We start from the raw sequence: 21,100 nt of genomic DNA on the forward strand, positions 1-21,100 counted from the left end.
ATCGCCTAGAGAGTTTGGTTTTTGTAACAAGGATATTATGACACAAAATAACCGTAAAACCAACACCAAAACGAATCAATCTAAACAGGAGAATTCCACGATGAATGGAACGAATTTTGCCGAAGAATTCCAACTTGATCCAGAATTATTAAGTTCAGAGTTGAATGTGCCGCGCCAACGTCGGTTGCCCTATGGTATTGTCGTGAATGATAATCCTGCGGGGTTATTTATTCCCGAAAAGAATTTGATTAAAGCAGGTTGGGAAACCCTGCCCGAATTGTCTGAAGTAGATTTGCCGGGTGGCACAGAACAAGGGGTTCTCTTGACCAACGTGCGAATGTTGATTTTGGGGAGTGTTCCCGTTTACATTCGTTATAAAAATGAAGAAGAATTAGGTAAATTCAGTCGTGCGATTATCGGATTGTACGATGAATGCAAACATGAACTGGATAAGAAAACAATGGATGTGGTGAGCGAACACGCGGTTTTATTTCTGGATGAAATGAATCAACCGTTGCATTTTCGTCCGTTCAGTATTCGGTTTAAAAATGTGGCTTTGTGGAGTTTGAAAGAGGCTCTGGAAGAATTTTATCAAGCCTGTGAATTCATCTTTAGTAAGCTAACCCAAACGAAAGCCGCGAGTAAAAGTGATTCTTGGCGAGCGTTATGTGTCTTTCATGGTCAATTCAAACCGATCAAAGAAGGAGAAGGAAACAATAAATCTTGGTGTTGTAAAGTTCACGATTATCAAAAGCCAACATTCCAAAACTTCTCTGACCTCTTTTTGGGCAAAGTGGAACAGAAAACCCAAATTTGGGAAGTGCGGGATTTGTATGGCATTGAGCAATTAAGCAACCAATCGTTGTTGACTCCAGCCAAAACAGTTGAACAACCTGAACCCGCAGAACCCGCAGAAGAACAACCTGAACAAACCTCGGAGTCTTCGCCGCGTCCGCGTATCGTGATTCCTAAAGCTCAATAATGTGTTGACCGCGCACCACATCAAGTAGTCTTGAAGTCCTATTCATCAACCGTTTCCCCGACTGGCCTGCTAACAGGTTGTCGGGGATGGCGATGAATGGGGCTTTTTTTTATCGGGTCAGTTCCATAGAAGCTGGTGGCATCGGACTATCCTATGCTCGTTGTTATGTAGGAGCTTTGCACCACTGAAGGCATTTATCCCACGCGCAACATCCCCAGAGAATGAAAGGTAATCCCGCAAGCACCGTTGGAGGCGATTTTCGCACCGCAAACCAGCGATCGCTTCGTACCCTCAGAGGCGATTGCTTCGCACAGCCGGAGGCGATCGCTTCGCACAGCCGGAGGCGATCGCTTCCCACAGCCGGAGGCGATTACGTAGCGTCTCCATCGGAGAATCGTTTTTATCCTAGTCACCAGAAGGGAATCGCCCCACCGCCTCCTCATGCCGCTTTCTCCCGGTTCTTTCACTCGCCCTTGAAGCTGTCGGCCATTGGAGGCCACATTGCCAGTTATTTTTCGTAAGGGAAATATTCTGCACCTACTCTCCCGGTTGTTTCAGCCATTGGGAGGTCAGAAAGTCACATTCATTGCAAGGATTGGGGTTTGTCAGGAAAATATTGTTCACTCTCGGTTGTCTCAGTCTTGGGGCCACACCGCAAGCGAGTATTTTTGGTAAGGGAAATATTCTGTATTTACTCTCCCGGTTGTCTCAGGTATTAGGAGGCCGAGATTTTATTCATTCCCTGTTTGGGGTAATAGCCGGAAATATGTTTCCCGTTCTGAGTGGAGGGAGGAGACGGAGATTGAGTGTAACGCTTTGCTGGTCGAGACTTGCAACAAGCGGGAGTCAGCTATCGCCGGGGGAGTACGATGTTATCTGTGAGAAACCATGAGTTCAATTGAATGGACCGATACAACATGGAATATCGTGACCGGCTGTACTAAAGTGAGTCCGGGATGTGCCAATTGTTATGCAGAAGCGATCGCCCATCGTTTTTGGGGACATCGTGCTTTTGAAGAAGTCGAAGTGCATCCCCACCGTTTGTTCCAACCACTCCATTGGCGGAAACCGCGCAAAGTGTTTGTTAATTCGATGAGTGATTTATTTCACGAAAAGGTCTCTGATGCTTACTTAGACAAAGTTTTCGCCATCATGGCCATTGCCCATCATCATACCTTCCAAATCCTCACCAAACGGCCTCAACGGATGAAGGCTTATTTGAGTGATCCCGAACGCGGTGAAGTCATCCGCCAAGCGGCCAGCCAATTGGGGTATCCGTTGCACTTTCCCTATCCGCTTAAAAATGTTTGGATGGGAGTCAGTGTTGAATCTCAACCTCAAACCCAACGGATTCCCGACCTCCTAGAAGCTCCAGTTCACCATCGCTTTGTCAGTTGTGAACCTTTATTGAGTGAACTGGATTTGACTCCATACTTGCGACCAATTTACAACTGTGGGCAAGTGGTCGAGGACGGGACTTGTGGCCATGGGGACAATTTGACCCCGGAGTGTCATGATCAAGCGTGTCCTTTACGGTGGGATTGGACTCGTGAGGGATTAGATTGGATCATTATTGGGGGAGAATCGGGGCCAAAAGCACGCCCCTGCAACCTCGATTGGATTCGGGCTTTGATTGAACAGGGGGAAGCCTTTGGTGTTCCCGTCTTTGTTAAACAATTGGGTCGTCGTGCGGTTTCTTCCTCCTCTATGTTGGTCAACATGGCCAACGGGAAAGGCAATGTGATGAGTGATTGGCCGGAAGACCTGCAAGTCAGAGAGTTTCCTTCTCCTGAGTCGAAGTGATAGACCACTAGGTTCGTTCACCTAGCGTTCCGTAGGGAAAGGGATGTCGATGAAACCGTTTCCTTTCCCATCGTTTTCTTTTCTGGTCATGTTTGGGGGTTTGGCCGCGGTGGACAAGTCGGGCCAGACCCTAGAAGCGTGCCAGAGGGAGGGAATACTGAGAGGAAAGGCAAAAAGATTCTCCCACGGGGACACCGCTTTCTTCTATTATTAAGGGTTTTGTTTTCAGATTTGTATAGACTGGGGATTTTCAGATTTGGGCGATTGTTATTCAATCATTTTTGGAAAATTAAGCTACAATATAGTTTTTCCGAACGTCTCGGCTACGCTCGACGTTGATACTGAGCGAAGCCGAAGTGTCAACTAATTGAATCAGATTAAGCCCATGTTATAACGTTTGTGAATCAGAGTTTATTTCTGAGGGACTTGATTGCTTTTGTCCATAATTTTATTCAGTTTCAATGGAAATTATTTTAGCAGAAGACGAACCCTTACACGCCCAATTGACTTGTGGTTTATTAGAAGAATTGTGTCCCCATGGGTCGATTCAATTAGTCAATGATGGATTCGAGATTATTCATCATTGTCGCCAACGGGCTATTAACCTACTCATTGCCGATGTCACCTTAAATGGACTGCGGGGAGATAGAGCGATCGCTCATATCCGGCAAATTCGTCATATTCATCAACCCAGTTGTGTCATTTTATCGACCAGTGCCAACCAAGGGGATATTAATGCGGCCTTTGAAGCAGGATGTGATGCCTATTTAAAAAAATCTCCCGATGTCTTAGAAAGTCGTCGTCAAATTGAGGCGATTTTACACTGTTGGAATAGTAGTGATATTGAACTTTGCTTAATGGAAGCCGGGGTTCAAGTCCATCGACAATGTTTAAGTTTAGCGGAGCAGCAATTGGTTGAAGAGGTGGAAACCGTCAATTCTTGGCAGGGTTTTCTCAATCTGTTCAAACAACTCAATAGTCAACAACTCACTTTTTTAGGAACGGTGATGATTTTTGCTTACACCGCTTATCGAATTTTTGAACGGTATTTAGAGCAAATTCGTTAAGTCTGGATTCTCATGTATGATTGAATAAAATTATGACAACAACATTTAAAAATAATATCTGGGTTGAAGACAAATCAATGGGCAGTATTTCCACTTTAACCGAGTGGAAAGTCTGGGATTGTTATGAAAAACAATGGTCTTTAGCACCGCCTGTGGTGTTACGCAATGTGATGTTAGCCGCCAACCATCCCAAGCGATTGTTTTGTATTGGTCAAATCAGTCCAGAGGAAACCAATCCAGATCATCTTAAACCTTTTAAACCCAAGGACGGAGAACGACCCTTTTTTCTCGATTTAGCGAGTAACAGTCGCAATGATGGACGATTCACTTTTGCTGAAGATAGTACCATTGGTAAATTGTATTATGGGGAATCCGATGAAGACCAATGGAAACGCATTATTTATGGGTCAATTCTTCACACCGGATGCAAACAGTTAATTTATAACACCATTAATTATGCCATTGTAGATGATGAACGAGTCAATCCTGATACGGGGGCATTAGAAGATGACCCCACCAATCACTATCATTGGGATACTGGGGACTCACACGGGAAAGTGAGTCGAATTTTAGCCGAAATGCTCCGTCTTCCCACCACCGAAGAAGATAAACCTTCCCCCAATAATCCCGTTCAATTTCGAGCCTCCCTTCATCAAGAATGGGTCGCTAAAGGCACAGTGGCATGGAATCCTGATCTCGACAACCATGACTTAGATATGGTGATTCCTTTATCCTGTTTGAAAGGGAATAAACCGGCCTTGGGGAATTACACCGGGAAGTTATTAATTGGAACAGTCCATGAAGCGCAGGAACGGCGCACTAAACCCGGCTGGCAATTTTTCATGTGGTTTAAGTGGGAAACCCTCGAACAAGACAAAATTATCAGCCGACTGGAAAAACGCTGTCAGAAACTCCGAGACGCATGGAATGATATTCGTGCTTTGGCCAATATCCTCCGCATCGACCAAGAAGAAGCCGAACAGGAGTTAAGCGATAATCCCGATAAACTACAATCGGTGGCCGAATACGAAAACCTGATGGTGCGGATTATTCGAGCCGATAAAAATGGCCTGTTATTATTGCATCCTTATGTAGTACGACGAGTACAAGAACGACTCGCTAGTGTTTGGCTCAATTTAGCTAAAGCGGCTGGCGTGCGCTTTTACTCACTTATGGCCATGCCCGATGAATATTTTGCCGAGTGGTGGGAACAAGGGGCAAGATTCTTTTGTGCGCCAGACCTCCCCGAAGGCGAATATATTGTGTTTACCAGCCCCATGCGCCATTGGGGAGATGTCCAACTCTGGTGGAATAAGCACGTGGGTTTATTTAGACACGCCAACGCCACTGGAGTCATTGTCTCTTGTCGGGATCAGCTTTTAGATTTAGGACGAGATACCGATGGGGATTTTTTGCAACTGATTCGCAGTCAAACTTATCCGGCTTTGGCTGAGGCCATTAAAACCTTTGATGACCCGCCCCAAGTGGAAAAACTCCCGAAAATCCCCCGGACGGGTTCATTGGCTCAAGTTGCTGTTAACTCCATGCGAGATATAACGGGAATTGTGGCCAGTTTGGCCGGGAAAGCCAAAGCCATTGGTGCAGAGGAGGTGGTTTTAGAAATTCCCCCCGGTGGGAAACAAACCGAACCCAAGGAAATGCGGATTATTGACTTTCTTTCTCAAGAACTACAAATTGCGGTAGATAGTCTCAAATCGGCATATCCGAATAATCATAATGGCTTGAATGCCGTCCGAGATTTTCTGAACCAACAAGGGGCGGATATTCCTTGGTTAGCTGATTTTAAACATCCCGACTGTTATCGCACTCGACCTTGTAAAGTCGTCCCCGATGCCCAAGATACGGTGTCTCGGATTGTGAAATTAGTCAATAGTTATTGGCGATCGCCTGATCTCAAAGTCGATTCTTCCCCCAAAAGTTACGAAAACGTCCTCTTTATTCAACCGCACCACCACTTTGACCGCTTTCAGGAACAGTACGCGCTCACCACCCGCGACGAATACCGAGCCGCCATGCAAAAAGCCATTCAGCATAAAGAAGCCAACCAAGGAGATACCCGTCAAATTCGACAAGTGGCAGAACGGTATAAAACCCTTAAAATTAGTATATATGAACTAACGTCTCCCGATACCGGCCAACGATATACCGCCGATAGTTGGGTGGCGGCCTTTTGGGCAGTGTCTCACCGGGCTAAAACCGGAGATGCAGGATTAGTGTTTATGATGTTCGGAGACGAAATTGTGGAAGAATTGAGTCGTTATGAACCCCCGAAAAAACAAGTGATTACCATTTATGCCGTTCAACATGGCAAATGGTCAACGCCTGAAACTCATCCGTGGCGCGGTCAAACTGTACAAGTGCGAGGTTACATGATGGAGTACAAAAATAAACAATATTTAGCTCTTGAAATGAAATGGCCCAACGCCAAACGACAATTCGGGTGGCATCATTTAGGATTAGTGGGTCAACAATCTCAAGCGGCCTTAATTCCTGGCATGACCAAAACCATGCTCATTTATGCCACTCGCTTTAAAAAAGGTAAAACCACAGAAGTCAAATTATTTGATACTGACATGACCGACCAAGACATTATGCCCCATCTTCCCTTAATGATAGTTTAACGGGCTGAACCCTCGCTTGCTTTGACTTCTCCCCGTTTTTTAAAACGGGGATTCTAAATCGTTGGTTTTTTAACCCCAAATCTCAAGAAATCCAAAATTCTTGTAGTGTAATCCTCTTTCGCAAGCGTGCAAACTGAATAAGGGGAAACCAAGCCATCACAAAATTCAGGGTTCACCATTTTTTCAAGATTAGTTTAAATTTTATCGAATGAATGATTAGAAGTTATAACATACTATTAAACTCAAGATTAAAAGGTAAATTTATCAAATTATCAACCTTAAAAAAGGATAGACAATTTTTAAATTTAGGGTTTATAATGACAAGACATTACTAAGAGAAAACTCATCAAATCTTAGAATGGGTTGAGCAAGTAGGGAGTACAAAGCAAACTATGGATTCAGAATTTATTCTGCAATTAGCCACAGCAACGGGGTACAAACAAGAAACGGTTCGAGAAATTTTGGAAAGTTTCAGAAATCAACTCGCTCAATGGATTCGTCAAGATAAAGAATTACGGTGGTTAGGCTTTGGAGAATTTAGTTTAAAATTCTTACCTCCCCGGCCAGGACGAAATCCCAGAACCGGGGAAACCATTCAAGTGGCTGCTAAATTTAAACCCAAATTCAAATTTTTCCCCACTTTTGTCCAAGATTGTCAACCTTCCGACTTAAACCCCGAAACTCAAACAAAAGCTTCTTCTTCGTCGTCGGCAGAATCGGATCAAGCGAACAACCGGAATGGCGACTCCCCCAACCCCCAAAAACACGGGAGTCAATCTCAAGATGTTCCTCCCACCCCAACCTCGGAGTCTGCTACTTCTCTGGCCACTCCGGCGACTCCTCCTCCTGTTCCGGCGGAATTAATGGCCCAAAAACCCGAAACCGTTTGGTATATGGCAGGGAACGCTCCGACCGAATTTCATCCAATTAAAGAAAGTGAGTTAGCGGGGAAAATTAATCCCGAAACGCCGTTGTGGAGTGAAACCACTGGTTGGAAGTTAGCGAAAGATATTCCTCAATTACATTATCTTTTTGTGCCAGTGCAAGGTTAAATATTCAGTTATCAGCTATCAGCCATCAGCTAAAACGAACACTTACCGCCTTCAAAAGCTGAGTGCTGAATGCTGAATGCTGAACTGAAACGAATGCTGACTGATTACTTAGTTATGACCATTCAATTTGAACAAAGCAGTTATCGAATTCAAGAAGGACAAACACCTGCCATTCGGGTCACTCGAACCGGGGACTTAAACCAAGAAGCCTTTGTACAAGTCAGAGCCGATTATTTTGGTTCAGCCTCAGAATCAGATGTGATTTATGAAACCCAAACCTTAGAATGGGGCATTGGAGACGGAACACCTAAAGAGGTTCGGGTTGAAACCTTAGTCGATGAACTCCCGGAAGCCGATGAAATGTTGGCCTTAAAATTATGGGGCGTGAAAGGAGATGACTACGGCAGTCCCAAAGAAACCACCATCTTAATCGCTCAAAGGTATCAACATCTAGACCCCCCAGAATTTCAGTTCTCGTTACATGATGCTCCCGTTGACCCCCAAGGGATTGCAGAGATTCAAATGGGGCAACAACAACTGTATGGTCTGAATTTGGGAAGTTTGCGATATTTTTGGGGAGAACTCCAAGGCAGTTTGGCCGTTCAGTCCGGGTCCCAAGGGTACGCTCTCAAAGTGAAATTGCCTTTTGAGAATCCCCTGCCATTGGCTTGCCCCTTATGGGGCGGTCGTAGTGAAGTGCGCGGTCATCAAGGCACAACCCTGACTGACCAGACGGCCATCAATAATACCCTTCGTTTAGTCATGGAAGCAAAGAGTCCTTATATTCGATTGGAGTATGTGCCAGAGTCTCCCGTCTATCCCGTTCCCTTGGTGGTGAATGAAAATAACTATCTTGTTTATCTCCATTTTGCCGGGTGTCTCCCTCGACGGTGATGACCTGATTAATGACTGACAACTGATTACTGACAACTGTAAAGATGCCATTATTTGAAGTTGAGACGGTGGGGGAATTATTGAGCGCGATCGCCTCAGCCCATGAAACCCCAGACATTGAAAGTGAAATCCACTTGATGCGCCGAGTTTACACGCTGGAGCAGCCCCAATCGTTTCAACCCCTTTATGGACATTCGGGATTGTTCATCGCTTGTTCCCTCAAAATCGTGGGACAACAGCCCAATAGTATCATTCAACGAGTGCCAACCGCCCCTCCCTTCCGACTGTTCTTCGTGGCAGGAGAAGGAGCAGGAGGTCAAGGACATCTCACTCTCGAAAATGTGACCTTGCGGGGAGGACAAGCTAAAGATGGGGGCGGTTTAATGAATGTGGGGGGAATCGTACAGACTTATCATTCCATCATAGAGTGGAATCAAGCCCAAGACGATGGCGGGGGACTGCTCAATGTTGGCACAATGCAGAAAGAAGCTGCAATGGAGATTAGACAAAGTACCCTGCGAAACAATGAAGCCATCGGAGAAGCCATCGGAGAAAATACTGAAGATGGGGGGGGTGGCATAGACAACGACGGCAATAAAGAATATGGGGGAATTGGGGCCACCTTACAAATTAGAGAGAGCCTCCTCTCACAAAATCGGAGTCGTCGGGGGGCTGGAGGTGGCCTTCGTAATCATAATGGGGGAACGGCCAAGATAAAACAGAGTCAAATTATCCACAATACCGCATCATTTGGGGCAGGAGTGGCCAATCATGCTGACTTAGGACTTCCTCCTGAACCCGTGACTCGTTTGGAATTGAACGATTGTTGGATACAGAACAATCACGGCATCGACCTTCAAGATTCCGCCCCTCAAGGTGCAGCAACTCAAGTTCTTTTAGGCGACGGGACTCAAATTGGAACAAGTAATGTTTAAACGAAACTCGCGGTAGTCTCCTTCGACAAGCTCAGGAACACCACCCTCAGCGTCTATCTTGAGCAATGCGAATGGAGATAGCCTTGAGGAGTTCTTCGATGATTTCTGGGGGACAGTCCTTGAGTTGCTGGGCGAGATCATCGGTTTCCCGCCCTCCCAGTTGAATGGCAAAAGAAGAATTGACCACATTATTGTTCCCGAAGGCAACGGTTAACCCCGATTGCCCTAAGAGTCTTTGAGCGACTTGTTTTTTCTGGTCTGGGGTCAAATTGTCAATTTGCTTGATTAAATCCTCAAAATTGGGAGAGTTCACCCTCTGTACCTCCAACTCATGCTCGTATTCGTAGTGACAAGGTTTTTCATAGGGAGTATGTTCTAAATCAGACATTTCAACAACGATTAAGATGCAGTAATAGACTCTTTCATTATTTCATCTGAGACTCTGCGATTTTGTAGCGTCGTGGCGATCGCAAAAAGCATAGATGAAAGTTGGTCACTATTCATCTCTGCAAAAAAATTTTGTCCAGCCAGACGCTGACAGAACTCCAACTTTGCACCGGGGGAAATGGCCTCCATTGCTTCAATTAAAGACGCGAGCTTCTCTGAAGTCATGTCCCGCTTTCCCGTTCGATACATCGAAATGTGGTTTCTACTAATCCCCGATTTGGCGGCGATCGCACTCGCTGAAATTTTTCGAGCTTTCAAGGTTTCTGAAAAACTTTCTCTAAACATACAACAATCTTAGTATATATATTAACGTATTGTTGTATAATTGAACAGATGATACAACAATTCATAAATAGACCTTGAGGTTCATTATGGCACAGGCCAAGCTCCCCTCCAAGGGAAATCGTGATTGTTCGTTTACGGGGGGACAGAACCCCTCATGAAAGAGTCACAGGACAAGTCATGCTCAAACAACTCGACCTTTGTAGCGGAGTCGGCGCAGGATTCCCCTTGGCCGGCCTACTCACAGGAGGATTTGAACTTATCGAACTCTGTGAAGGGGATAAGTGGTGCAGAAACATCCTGAAAAGGCGATATCCGGGCATCCCAATCACAAAAGATATTAAAGGAACGAACCAAGCCGGACTCAGTTATTGGGAATGCGACGGAGAACACCATCAAGCCGATATCATCACCGCGAGTCCCCCCTGCCAACCGTTCAGTATCCAAGGGAAACGGCTTGGAGCAGCAGACGAACGAGATTGTCTCCCTGCCGTCCTCTGTGCCATTCGGGCCATCCGTCCCAAATACTTCTGTATCGAAAACGTACCCGGACTCCTATCTTGCCCTTTTCAACCGGGATTACCCAAAGGAAGTTATTGGCAAATTCTTACAAGCGCGATCGCAGAACTGGATTACCGACTTACAACGCTTAAACTTGGAAGTGGACATTTTGCCGCCCCCTTCCGTCGAGAACGGCTATTGTTGGTTGGACTCTCCCACCGCGTTAAGCCACCGCCGGGGACGGCCTCCTGGTCAGAACAAGCTCGAACACAAATTGAAGCAATACGGAATACTCAAGCAAGGCGAGGTCTTAAACCCGGATTTCCTGAGCGATTCCTTCAATCTCCCGAAGAACTACCTCGATTCCTCGGATTGCCGAACGGCAGCACAACTGTTAGACGACAACGCGAGGCAATTGGAAATCTTCTCGACCCACGAGTGGCCGCCCTCGCTCTCCAACGAGTCCTTTATCTCGAAACTGTCACCGGGGGACAAAATCCAAATTAGCGATCGCCATCCCTCTAAACGCATGGCCGGCCAAATTGTTGAATTTGCAGGTATCGAGGGCGGGTACGTCCGCATTAAAGAGGGGGGCTTATTCAGTCCCGAAATGGTGCAAAGTGTCGAACTTTCTCCCCCTACGGACACTAATAAATCTCTTACAAAACCCCACGGGAGGAGTCGAGGGAGAGGCCGTCCGAAGGGAAGTCGGAATAAACAGGCCCCATCGGGGAGTTTGACTCCGATTGTAGAGCGTCGTCAGGGAAAAAATTATCCTCTGGTGGCCGGGAAGCGTGTGCCGAAAGATTTAGCCTTTGATTATCCAGAGCAGTTTTTTTGGCTATATCAATGGACGGTATGGCATGAAGGGAAGTGGAAGTGGATGACAAAATCCAAACGAGTGAAATACTCGCGGGTTCATTCCGTCAAATATTTAATTGGTCAGAAATGGCCTGTGTCGGAGATTCTCCACTTTATTCAAACCGGGGCAATGCCGACATGAACGACTTGTATCAGCAAAAGGTTCAAGAATATCCTAGATAGAATAATTTTAAGCGTTTAGCGTGTATCAGCAAAAGGTTATGGATTTTGGCTCAAAATGACTCGGATAGAAAGTTGTTTTTAGTAATTATGTATTATTCAAGATTAGTTTTTGAGTCATTTTCAGAAGTGTATCAGTGAAAGGTTAATGAAATTCTAAGATAGAATAATTTTAAGCGTTTAGCGTGTGTCAGGAAAAGGTCTATGAGTTGGCTGCAATTTGGAGTCGATGAGAGCGATCTACTGATTCCAGTGGAGGAAGTGCGTCGGGGGAAGACCGATCTGAAATGTCCTTATTGTGGTGGTTTACTGACTGCTAAAAAAGGGAAAATCATGGCGTGGCACTTTGCTCATTCTGAGGAAACGTGCCGTCAGATGGGGGAGCGTGACCTCCCAACGCTACCTTATTACCATCGCTTTGATCTGCATCTATCAGGCGAGGCTTATAAAAATTTACTCACTTTGTGGGAAAAACACAGGAGGGGTGGATTTGGGCAACCCACATACTCTGCCGAATTGGAGGCGAAAGGGTGTATTAAAGAGAACCCTTATATTGGCATTCATGGGGCATGGCAGATCGATAAACTTGGGAAGTTGGCTATTGGCGGATTATCTTTGATGTTGTTCTGTCAGATTCAAGAACCCAAGATGCGCGATCGCCTCATTGAACTGGAAAATGAAGTAATTGAGGCTAAACGTAAGGCACTTCGACAAGGCTCAGTGACCACTGCAACCTTAGCTGATGCGTTAACCGACCTGCGATTATACCGCGCACAGTACAAGCGAACCCTAGAGCAAACCCTTTACTTATTGGAAGTTAAAGCAGACGGGCAAACCTTTCATAAAATCGGTGTGACAGAGCGAGAAGTAAGCGATCGCATCCCTGAAATTCGCACTGAACTGGCCAAACATTTCACCCATATCGAGATTAAACCCCTGATTACTAAACCGCACCGGGGGAATGTCGAATTTTATTTCAAATGGCGATATCGACGCGATCGCAAGGAAATCGGCAACCTCACTGAATATTTTGACTTTGGGAATAGTTTAAGAAACGTCAAAAGCGACCTAAACCGCATGAAATCACGGGAATTGGGCAAGATTGAACAGGGGATATTATTTGATGATTTTGCTAAAGTGAAGCGATCTCTTTTGACCAGAGCAGGGATGAAAGATGGTAAACGAGCCGGACGGGAAAAAGAGAAACCCTATCAAACTTTAATCAAGCATCCAGAAGTCGTGAAAGCGTTGGAGCAGGGGTTATCTTTGCGAAAGACTGCTGAGGCAACGGGGATGGCCGTCAATACTGTGCGTCGGGTCAAAGCCGCAATGGAGTTTAAAATATGACTCTCAAAGAATATCAATATTGGGGGAATCAAGGTGAACCTCCAGAAAATTTTAAAACAACTCGTCAAACTCAAGAATTAGGGTTTAAGCCCATTGCTCCTGTCGGTTTTATTGAATGCCGCAAATACACGATAAAATTATATGACATCAACAATGACCAAAGTGTAAGACCCAAGCGTAAAGCAACACCCGCGCAATTAGCCGCCCTAAAAAAAGGCAGAAAAAAACAGCAACTTAAAGCAGAGTACAGAGAGTGGCTAGAATTTTATGATCCTCATAATCAGATACAGGCAAGAATTGAAACGGGACAATGGGCTAGAAAGGTAATGAAAAATAAATCTAAATATCTTATACTTGATACAGAAACAACGGGTCTTAGGGGGGCTGAAATTGTAGAGATTGGTATAATTGATTTACAAGGTAACGAAATTTTTCAATCTTTTGTTAAACCGATGGGAAAAATATCGGAAGAGGCGACCGCAATACACGGCATTACAGAAGAAATGCTCAGAGACGCGCCCTCATTTCCTGAGATTTATTCTCAGCTTATAAACTGCTTTAAAGAAAAAAGCGTTTTAATTTATAACTGGAATTTTGATATCTCGGCACTCGACTATTGCTGCGAAATCAATGACTTAAAGAGATTTGAGGTTAAGGGAGATTGCCTAATGGAGAGATATGCAGAATGGTATGGAGAGTGGAGCAATTACTATGAATCTTACAAATGGCAGCCTCTTAATGGAGGACATCGTGCAATCGCAGATTGTCAAGCCGCATTGGGGTGCTTGGAAAAGATGACGCAATCGAGCCTTACATACTTAGATTATGTGCCAGACCAATTTAAGGAGTTATTGAAAGTGAAAGGTTAATCGACTTCTCCAACAATTCAGACAAACCAAGTTGAACCCCTCTGCGTTGACGAATCCGAGTGTCAGCCCAAGACAGGTTACAATCCAAGTGTAGAAGGTTGTAAGGGAAAAATTCCCCTTGCCCGTTATAAATCTTTTTTCCCTTACAAACCGGAAAGAGAGTAAATTACTTGTTAGAACTTTACTTCTGATAAGTAAATGCTTGTCCTGACCCGTTCGCTACAACTGCAAGCTCCTCTCCCTCTCTCCCGCCATCCGGCCCGGGTCTACTTGCGATCGCTGGCTCTGGGGTCGCGTCCCACGATGGAGCAGAGTTTAAATAGGATCGCTTCTTTGTTAGGGTATGATTTGGATACTTTAGATTGGGCAGCCCTCACGTATCAACACACCGCGGCCATCCAAGCGGCTTTATTAGAACAGTACGCCCCGGCGACGGCCAATAAGATGATTTGTGCGTTGCGTCGGGTTTTATCTGAGGCTTACAAATTAGAACTGATGAGTGCAGACCAGTACGAAACGGCCATTGCCCTCCCTCCCATTAAAGACCGCCGTAAGTTGAGAGGCCGCGCCCTCAGTCTTGCTGAAATTGCTGCATTAATGAAGGCTTGCGACACCGACCCCGCCCCCCAAGGTCTTCGAGATGCGGCGTTGGTGGCCATCCTTCGGGGGACCGGACTCCGACGGGCGGAGGTGGTGAAACTGATGCTCAAAGATTTACAGTTTGACACCGGAGCATTAGAGATCAACCAAGGGAAAGGAGGAAAAGATAGGATGGTGTATTTGCCAGAAAGCGCGATCGCCTATGTACGAGACTGGTTAAAGTTGAGAGGGAATTCCCCCGGTGCATTATTGTGTCCCGTGAGGAAAGGAGGCCGGATTCACATTAAACACCTTACGCCCCAAGCGGTGTTGTGGATATTGCAGCAGAGAGCGCGGCAGGCCGGAGTCGAATCTTTTTCTCCCCACGATTTTCGACGGACGTTTTGTTCGGATTTATTGGATGCCGGGGTTGATATTGTCACCGTGCAGAAGTTAGCGGGTCACTCCAGTCCCTCGACGACGGCTAAGTATGACCGGAGGGGAGAGGAAGTGAAACGTCAGGCCGTGCAACGATTAGAGTTATCGTAAGGGAAATATTAGAGCCATAGACATTGGGGTGATAGAAAGATGAGTCAACAAGGACGGAGTTATCGACAAAACCGAGACCAAAACAAAAAACAAAGACGTAACTATCCCCCAAAACTTCCTCAAAATTAAGCGCATTCCCCCGTCATTTCGCATTTTTCGGAACTTTTGCCCGATTAACTGAATCAACTCCATCCCCGTAATATCCATATTGGCATCTGCTAAATTCCGAGATGGATTATCCCAAAGCCAAGATGCTCCATTTTGATTGAGGAGATGATAAATTTCTGCGCCATACTTTTGATATAAGTGGGGATGGAGTTGCTCAATCTGTTCGTATAAATACAAAAGTTGTTCCCGATTACTCTGTTGTAATCGAGAATCGGAACGAATACGATAAAAATAATGGAATTCCGGAATCACTACCCCAACCCAACCTTTTTCGCAGAGATGAATCCAACCTTCATAATCTTCTAAATTTTCAGCGAGACTAGGGTTCATTCCTCCTATGGCAAGATAAGCGGTTTTCCGCACAACAGTACAAACCCCCAAGGTATTGTGGCCAAGTAAGTAAGGGAATTCAGGATTCCATGCAATCCAAACTTTTTGGGATTCCCCAAATTCCTTTAGCCATGAGGCCACAAAACCTACGTTATCATATTGCTGGAGAATAGAAATGGCCTGAGAATAAAAGGTGGGAGAAACGCAATCATCCGCATCAAGAAAAGCCAAATATTCACCACTGGCCACTTTAGCTAAATGATTGCGGGCCGTAGCTACCCCATGATGTGGGGTGTGAATAATTTTCAGGTTTGGGTACTGCTTTTCGACTTGGGTTAGGGTGGTTAGACTGTGGGAGTCATTACTCCCATCATTCAGAATTAACACTTCTAGGTCTGGATAGTCCACAGCATAAACTGAATCCAAGGTTTCCTGAAGATATTGACCGTGGTTATAAAAGGGGATGCAAACCGAAATCCGATTAGAGTGGTGAAGGATTTGGGTTTGAGTTTTGGGTTGAATTGGGTTTTGAGGTTGACTTGGAGGTTTTAGTTGAGTTGGAGTGAGATTTTCGGTTGGGGGTTGAATTGGGTGTTGAGATTGGGGATAGGGAATGTGCCCAGTCGGAGGATAATTGAGGGAGGGAAAAACAGTGCGGGTTTGCTGCTGGGATTGAGTAATGATTCTGTGGAGGTGGGAGAGGCGTTGAGTTAGGATGGTATCGTGGTTGGTTTGTGCTTGTATTCTTTGACGAGCGATCGCGCCCCTTTGTTGTACTTCTTCTACTGTCATGGATAACAGTTGCAGTAGTTTCGCTGCAAAATCCCCCGGTATCTCCCAATCAAAAATCAGTCCTGCGTCTCCTGTCTCCTCGTCAAGCATCTCCCCATGACCCACATTTGCACTGGCCAGAATCGCTTTTCCCAGTAACATGGATTCTAGACAAGTATTGGGAAAATTCTCCCAGAGAGAGGGTAAAACGACTCCCCAGGCTTGAGCAATTCGCTGGTACAGTTGGTTTTTAGGCAGGGAGGGAGATAGGATTAAGCGACCGGCTTGTATCTCCTTGTGATACCGTTGTTTTAAATAATCCCCCACAGAACATCCTTGGAGATGATACCAAGTGTCATTGCCGATTAGGGTGAGTTGGAAGTCATGTCCAGCCTGCCACAATTGACGACAGGCCGCAACCAGAGGAATGACTCCTTTACGGACTTCTAAACGACCAAAATAGATAATATCTCCCCTTGTGGGTTGTGAGGGAGGAAGATGATCTGAGTTGAATAAAGATTTCGGTGCAGGAAGGGGAATGATTTCAAGGTCTAACTGATCTCCTAACGCTGCGATCGCTTGTTTGGCAATATACTGGGTGGGTGCAATAATCCCATCTGCTGCAAGGGTGCAAAATTTCTCCATCCGCCCCACCCAGTAGTCCGACAGTCGATAACTCGGCATACAATTGGCAGGATAGAGCATATATTGGGAACTGTGCAAGGTTAAAACAATGGGGACATTCTCCAACTCTGGACAACCAATGAGCTTTTTTTGCAGCAAAAAATAAGCTATTCCGCTAAAGTCCTCACTTTCAAGCACATCCGGTTTCCCTACTTGGCGAATATGCTCAATGACTGCTTCTGCGAGTTGATAACTCAATGCACTCCAATACCCCATCACATTGTAAGGAAAAGCCGGATGTTGTTCGGAAAGGGGATGGGTTGCGGTGAACTTTAATAAATGAATATCTTTAGGAACAATGGGGACGAGGGTATAATTGTTTTGTGTTTGAGTGAGAGTGCGATCGCTTCGCACAGTCGGAGAGCTATCGCGTAGCGTCTCGGAACGAGAATCGCACCGCGCAAAAACCGTAATTTCGTGACCTCCATCAGCGAACATTGTAGTGGTATTCTCAACATAAGTGGCAATTCCTCCTGGCGTTGGCGGTATTTCACTGGCAATTAAAAAAAATTTCATCAAACTTCGCTTCTTGTGTCCTCTGTGGTGATATAGTCAAGAATCTTATAAGGATTTACGCAAAGCCTACAAAGATAGCTGACAGCCCTTGAGCCACGCGGATTTATCCCGGGGATGAAAACAAGAAAGGGGTTTTAACCGTTCGGTCGAAGCCTCACCGTCGAAGCCTCACCGTTGAAGCCTCACGGAAGCCCGACTCGAAACATCCTTTGAGAATCCTTGCGTCTTCAGACCAAGGAGTACGTCAAATCGTTCATTTGGAGTAGGAGCATATTGCATACCCCCAAAGGGGTTTGTCACCTGTACAACTCTGCCAAAAACTCACCAAAGCTCCTCCTCAGTTAATCCCAAACCCCGTTTCACCTTAAACCAAACTCGCCTTAACTTCCAAAACTTAGAAGATTCCATCGCTCGCTTTTTCCAAGCTAATTCATGTCTTTCCGCCTCCAGTTGGCATTTTTGTAACCATAAATCCCGAATAAACCCCTCTTGGTGCTGATACTCTAACGCCATCAACAGTAATTCTGTCGCCATCATTGCTTCTAGACGAGGTTTAACGTAGGTTTGGCGACAGCGCATCGCCTCTGTAAAAATCCTCTGGATTTGCTCCACTAAACAATCCCGATTAAACCACTGTACAACACGCTGACGCGCTTCTTCCTTCTGCTGCTGACGCAGTTGAGTATTTTGTAGTAACGGGAGTAAAACGTCCACATAAGCCTCAATTTCCGGCTCATCTCCTGCACCGACAGGCACTAAAGTCCCCGTCTCTGGAGTCACTAACTCCCCTTGTCCTCCCACATCGGCGGCCACCACAGGAAGTTCCATGGCCATAGCCTCATAAATGGCAAGGGATATCCCTTCGTAAGCAGAAGGTAAAAGCAAAATATCTGCCGCCGAGTAAAAGTCTAACATGGCCGTAGGCGAGACAGGGGGAAGCAGGTGAAAGTAAGCCGTTAACCCCTGTTGCTCAATTTTTTCCACCATAGCCATTTTTAACTCTCCTTCCCCCAGAACCAAAACCTTGAAAGACTGGAACTGTTGGGTTAAATTATGGATAAGATCAACTAAAAAAAGAGGGCGTTTCTGTTGAACTAATCTGGCCGGAAACAGTAGTACCACTACATTTTCAGAAATTTGTAATTGGGAACGTAATCTGTGGCGTTTGTCTTCATTACGAATCCATTGCTCTGTGTCAATACAAGTATAGCAAACGTGCCGTTTTTTACTGGCAGTGGAAAGCATTTCATATTGCTTTGCTAAAAATTGAGAGGTGACAATTTGAGCATCTAAAAAGGGAGTAAACTGGCAAGAGACTCTTGGATAACCGTCTCCTCGCCAACCGGAATCGGTGGTGTGGGTTAAATCGGCAAAAGTAACGTTAGGAAATTCTTCGGTTAAGAAGGGGAGAAAATAGTAAGCAATATAACTATTAGAAATGAAAACTAAATTAATTGCCCGGGACTGAATTAAATATTTAGTAAAGGCTAACCATTGATTGGGTTCGAGATAATTAGGTAAATGAAATATTGCTGGAGTGATTTTATAAAAATATTCCTGCCAAGGATGATAGGAAGGTAAAGTGGTAGCAATCGTAATCTGATAATTTTGTTTAGCAAGAATCGAAATAAAATCTAAATTAAATCGGTCTGCTCCTCCCACTTCTAGGAAGGGAAAAAAGCAAAGAATCCGATGGGGGATAGCAATGTTTAAGGGATTTTGTTCTGCACAAGAGAGTTGCTGTAGAAGGGGAGCAAAAGGACTGTGAATACGCTGAATTTCTTTAAACTCCTGCTCCTTAAAATATTCTTTATAACGAGATTGAATGGACTCCTTTTCTTGGCGATCTTTTTGAGGATTTTTTAAGGATGTTCCCAGTAACCCTGACTCAGTGCGTCGGTAGCAGTCTAAGTATTCAGGAATAGTCCAACCTTTTTGTTCATTAACAATTGCTCTTAACCACCGTTCCCAGTCCCCATAAACTCTTAGGGTTTCGTCAAATCCTCCCAACTGATTAAAATCTGTGGTACGGTACAATAATCGACCCGTGACTTGATTCTGTTGGATAAAGTTTGCCGGAGTAGTAAAGCCATTATTCCACCAATATTCTTGTGCTTGAAACCCCACAGAATAAGAATTAACAAAAGAAAAAATAGGGTGAGTTTCCAAGAAAATAACGCATTTTTCAATATAGGTCGGGTCGATCATATCATCAAGGTCAATAAAAAATAAATATTTCCCTTGAGCGTGAGAAATCGCTGTATTGCGTCCTGCGGATAAACCTTGGTTAGTTGAATGTTTAAAAGTTTTGATTTTTTTGTTTTTTTGTGGTAAAGAGTTAAATAAGGCAATGGCTTCAGCATCAGTCGAGCAGTCATCCACAATAATCCACTCGAAGTTTTGCCATGTTTGATAAATAATTGCTCGATAGGTTTCTTCAAAGTAGTGATGGGCGTTATAAAATGAAGAAATAATCGAAACGACTGGTGGAGTGGGTAGGGTTAAATCTTTGGTAGAAGAAAATTGTTGTTGATAGGGAGCGTCTTCTTGTGACCGAGATTGAGCTAAATTCTTTGGAGAGGAAAATTGTTGTTGATGAGTAGCATTCCTATTGTAGTATCCGGTAGTATTTTCATAGTGGCATCGTAGAATGCGAATCAACTCACGAACCGTAGAAAATTGAGGTGCTGTGGACATCAGTAAGAAAAAGGCAAATATTATTAAGGCCATTAAATTCCCATTATTGCATAGACTGTACACCCATCGACGTTACATAGCTTATAATGCTTGGTATGAACTCCGTTTTCGCTATGCGGGAACAGGAATAGGAATGTTCTGGAATTTAATTCACCCTCTCGCAGAAATTACTCTTTACACTCTTGTCTTTTCTTTGCTGATCGGTCGGGGAATGCGAGAAGAGTCTTACACATTATACTTGACCAGTGGTTTGTTGCCTTGGAAGACGTTTGCAGATGCTATTTTTCAAGGAAGTAATGCGTTTTTGCAAAACACGATCTATCTCAAGCGGTTAGCCATTCCCGCAGAAATCTTTGTAGCTAAAATTGCCGTTACATCTTTATTTTTGCTCTTTCTCTATCTAATATTTATTATCCCTTTAAGTTATTTCTTTGGCGGCGAGATGGGATGGAGTCTTTTAGGATTGCCCATTTTAGCGGCCTTCCTACATGGATTGGGGTTAGGGATGGCATTAGTTTTAGCTAATTTACAAGTTCTTTTTCCCGATGTTCGCCAAATCCTTCAGGTTTTTATGCCTTTGTGGAGTTGGACAATGCCGATTATTTATCCAGAGCAAATTATTCCAACAAATCTTAAACCTTTTTTGTATTTTAATCCCCCTTATGCTTTTTTAGAATCCATTCGCCATGTCATTTTAGATGATCATTTGCCTTCCATTGAGGTTTGGGGAATTATGCTCGGTTGGTTGTTGCTTTTTTTAGGATTGGGAGCATTGGTTAATGATAAGCTAAAAGATGAAGTCAAAGATGTTCTCTGATAGCATGAAAAAATTAAGTATTAGGGAGCGTGAAAAAAATAAACTTTGGGGCAGGCGATCGGCTAAAATTGAACGTAAGCATTCAGCTATAAGCCGTCAGCCATCAGCTACACTTCGACGGAAGCTC

The 21,100-nt window shown here is 44.7% G+C and carries 18 protein-coding genes; 13 read left to right on the forward strand and 5 right to left on the reverse strand.

Features of this window, described 5'->3' with window-relative positions; translation table 11 throughout:
• Positions 1-37: 37 nt before the first annotated feature.
• The gene (locus PN462_RS21120; RefSeq protein WP_272130822.1) at positions 38-982 is read left to right on the forward strand and encodes a DUF5895 domain-containing protein; all 945 of its coding nucleotides are present in this window, start codon (positions 38-40) and stop codon (positions 980-982) included.
• Between the two features lie 194 nt (positions 983-1,176).
• Here the strand turns inward: PN462_RS21120 and PN462_RS21125 are convergent, their stop codons facing one another.
• Complete coding sequence (locus PN462_RS21125; protein ID WP_272130823.1) at positions 1,177-1,482, reverse strand: hypothetical protein; 306 nt, start codon at positions 1,480-1,482, stop codon at positions 1,177-1,179.
• Positions 1,483-1,870: 388 nt separating this feature from the next.
• Here PN462_RS21125 and PN462_RS21130 point away from each other — a divergent pair, with 388 nt between their 5' ends.
• The 6 genes from PN462_RS21130 (at position 1,871) to PN462_RS21155 (ending at position 9,375) form a co-directional block, all read left to right on the forward strand.
• Positions 1,871-2,785: a DUF5131 family protein gene (locus PN462_RS21130; RefSeq protein ID WP_272130824.1), complete on the forward strand. Its 915-nt coding sequence runs from the start codon at positions 1,871-1,873 to the stop codon at positions 2,783-2,785.
• A 461-nt stretch (positions 2,786-3,246) separates the two neighbouring features.
• Positions 3,247-3,852 (forward strand): response regulator, encoded by a 606-nt coding sequence (locus PN462_RS21135; RefSeq protein ID WP_272130825.1) that lies wholly within the window; start codon positions 3,247-3,249, stop codon positions 3,850-3,852.
• 32 nt (positions 3,853-3,884) lie between these two features.
• Positions 3,885-6,494 (forward strand): hypothetical protein, encoded by a 2,610-nt coding sequence (locus tag PN462_RS21140; protein WP_272130826.1) that lies wholly within the window; start codon positions 3,885-3,887, stop codon positions 6,492-6,494.
• Between the two features lie 392 nt (positions 6,495-6,886).
• Entirely contained in the window at positions 6,887-7,546 is a 660-nt protein-coding gene (locus PN462_RS21145; protein WP_272130827.1) for an HU family DNA-binding protein, read from the forward strand.
• Between the two features lie 93 nt (positions 7,547-7,639).
• Entirely contained in the window at positions 7,640-8,440 is an 801-nt protein-coding gene (locus PN462_RS21150) for a Calx-beta domain-containing protein (protein WP_272130828.1), read from the forward strand.
• Between the two features lie 44 nt (positions 8,441-8,484).
• Positions 8,485-9,375 carry a hypothetical protein gene (locus tag PN462_RS21155; protein WP_272130829.1) on the forward strand — a complete coding sequence of 297 codons (891 nt, stop codon included), beginning with the start codon at positions 8,485-8,487 and terminating at the stop codon, positions 9,373-9,375.
• A gap of 46 nt (positions 9,376-9,421) precedes the next feature.
• On the opposite strand, the gene PN462_RS21160 is transcribed toward PN462_RS21155, so the two are convergent.
• Entirely contained in the window at positions 9,422-9,763 is a 342-nt protein-coding gene (locus tag PN462_RS21160) for a hypothetical protein (protein WP_272130830.1), read from the reverse strand.
• A gap of 11 nt (positions 9,764-9,774) precedes the next feature.
• The gene (locus PN462_RS21165; protein WP_272130831.1) at positions 9,775-10,080 is read right to left on the reverse strand and encodes a helix-turn-helix domain-containing protein; all 306 of its coding nucleotides are present in this window, start codon (positions 10,078-10,080) and stop codon (positions 9,775-9,777) included.
• A gap of 147 nt (positions 10,081-10,227) precedes the next feature.
• Here PN462_RS21165 and PN462_RS21170 point away from each other — a divergent pair, with 147 nt between their 5' ends.
• The 5 genes from PN462_RS21170 (at position 10,228) to PN462_RS21190 (ending at position 14,990) form a co-directional block, all read left to right on the forward strand.
• Positions 10,228-11,112, forward strand: a complete 885-nt coding sequence (locus PN462_RS21170) for a DNA cytosine methyltransferase (protein WP_272130832.1) — start codon at positions 10,228-10,230, stop codon at positions 11,110-11,112.
• Between the two features lie 22 nt (positions 11,113-11,134).
• Positions 11,135-11,608 carry a hypothetical protein gene (locus PN462_RS21175; protein ID WP_272130833.1) on the forward strand — a complete coding sequence of 158 codons (474 nt, stop codon included), beginning with the start codon at positions 11,135-11,137 and terminating at the stop codon, positions 11,606-11,608.
• A gap of 242 nt (positions 11,609-11,850) precedes the next feature.
• On the forward strand, positions 11,851-12,993 hold the full coding sequence (locus tag PN462_RS21180; RefSeq protein WP_272130834.1) for a competence protein CoiA family protein: 1,143 nt from the start codon (positions 11,851-11,853) through the stop codon (positions 12,991-12,993).
• Complete coding sequence (locus PN462_RS21185) at positions 12,990-13,862, forward strand: 3'-5' exonuclease (protein WP_272130835.1); 873 nt, start codon at positions 12,990-12,992, stop codon at positions 13,860-13,862. The genes PN462_RS21180 and PN462_RS21185 overlap by 4 nt, the downstream gene beginning before the upstream one ends.
• Before the next feature lie 198 nt (positions 13,863-14,060).
• Positions 14,061-14,990 carry a tyrosine-type recombinase/integrase gene (locus PN462_RS21190; protein WP_272130836.1) on the forward strand — a complete coding sequence of 310 codons (930 nt, stop codon included), beginning with the start codon at positions 14,061-14,063 and terminating at the stop codon, positions 14,988-14,990.
• Here PN462_RS21190 and PN462_RS21195 read toward each other — a convergent pair.
• Positions 14,982-17,459: a glycosyltransferase gene (locus PN462_RS21195; protein WP_272130837.1), complete on the reverse strand. Its 2,478-nt coding sequence runs from the start codon at positions 17,457-17,459 to the stop codon at positions 14,982-14,984. The genes PN462_RS21190 and PN462_RS21195 overlap by 9 nt on opposite strands.
• A 321-nt stretch (positions 17,460-17,780) precedes the next feature.
• Positions 17,781-20,156: a glycosyltransferase gene (locus PN462_RS21200; protein WP_272130838.1), complete on the reverse strand. Its 2,376-nt coding sequence runs from the start codon at positions 20,154-20,156 to the stop codon at positions 17,781-17,783.
• Here PN462_RS21200 and PN462_RS21205 point away from each other — a divergent pair.
• Positions 20,149-20,973 carry an ABC transporter permease gene (locus PN462_RS21205; RefSeq protein ID WP_272130839.1) on the forward strand — a complete coding sequence of 275 codons (825 nt, stop codon included), beginning with the start codon at positions 20,149-20,151 and terminating at the stop codon, positions 20,971-20,973. The genes PN462_RS21200 and PN462_RS21205 overlap by 8 nt on opposite strands.
• Positions 20,974-21,100: the final 127 nt, after the last annotated feature.

This window comes from Spirulina sp. CS-785/01, from assembly GCF_028330525.1.
GTDB lineage: Bacteria > Cyanobacteriota > Cyanobacteriia > Cyanobacteriales > Spirulinaceae > JAQMSD01.

Coding starts and splice junctions, on each gene's coding strand:
- PN462_RS21120 (WP_272130822.1), top strand. CDS start 38: ATGACACAAAATAACCGTAAAACCAACACCAAAACGAATCAATCTAAA.
- PN462_RS21180 (WP_272130834.1), top strand. CDS start 11,851: ATGAGTTGGCTGCAATTTGGAGTCGATGAGAGCGATCTACTGATTCCA.
- PN462_RS21195 (WP_272130837.1), bottom strand. CDS start 17,459: ATGAAATTTTTTTTAATTGCCAGTGAAATACCGCCAACGCCAGGAGGA.
- PN462_RS21150 (WP_272130828.1), top strand. CDS start 7,640: ATGCTGACTGATTACTTAGTTATGACCATTCAATTTGAACAAAGCAGT.
- PN462_RS21140 (WP_272130826.1), top strand. CDS start 3,885: ATGACAACAACATTTAAAAATAATATCTGGGTTGAAGACAAATCAATG.
- PN462_RS21190 (WP_272130836.1), top strand. CDS start 14,061: ATGCTTGTCCTGACCCGTTCGCTACAACTGCAAGCTCCTCTCCCTCTC.
- PN462_RS21185 (WP_272130835.1), top strand. CDS start 12,990: ATGACTCTCAAAGAATATCAATATTGGGGGAATCAAGGTGAACCTCCA.
- PN462_RS21160 (WP_272130830.1), bottom strand. CDS start 9,763: ATGTCTGATTTAGAACATACTCCCTATGAAAAACCTTGTCACTACGAA.
- PN462_RS21175 (WP_272130833.1), top strand. CDS start 11,135: ATGGCCGGCCAAATTGTTGAATTTGCAGGTATCGAGGGCGGGTACGTC.
- PN462_RS21145 (WP_272130827.1), top strand. CDS start 6,887: ATGGATTCAGAATTTATTCTGCAATTAGCCACAGCAACGGGGTACAAA.
- PN462_RS21135 (WP_272130825.1), top strand. CDS start 3,247: ATGGAAATTATTTTAGCAGAAGACGAACCCTTACACGCCCAATTGACT.
- PN462_RS21130 (WP_272130824.1), top strand. CDS start 1,871: ATGAGTTCAATTGAATGGACCGATACAACATGGAATATCGTGACCGGC.
- PN462_RS21155 (WP_272130829.1), top strand. CDS start 8,485: ATGCCATTATTTGAAGTTGAGACGGTGGGGGAATTATTGAGCGCGATC.
- PN462_RS21200 (WP_272130838.1), bottom strand. CDS start 20,156: ATGTCCACAGCACCTCAATTTTCTACGGTTCGTGAGTTGATTCGCATT.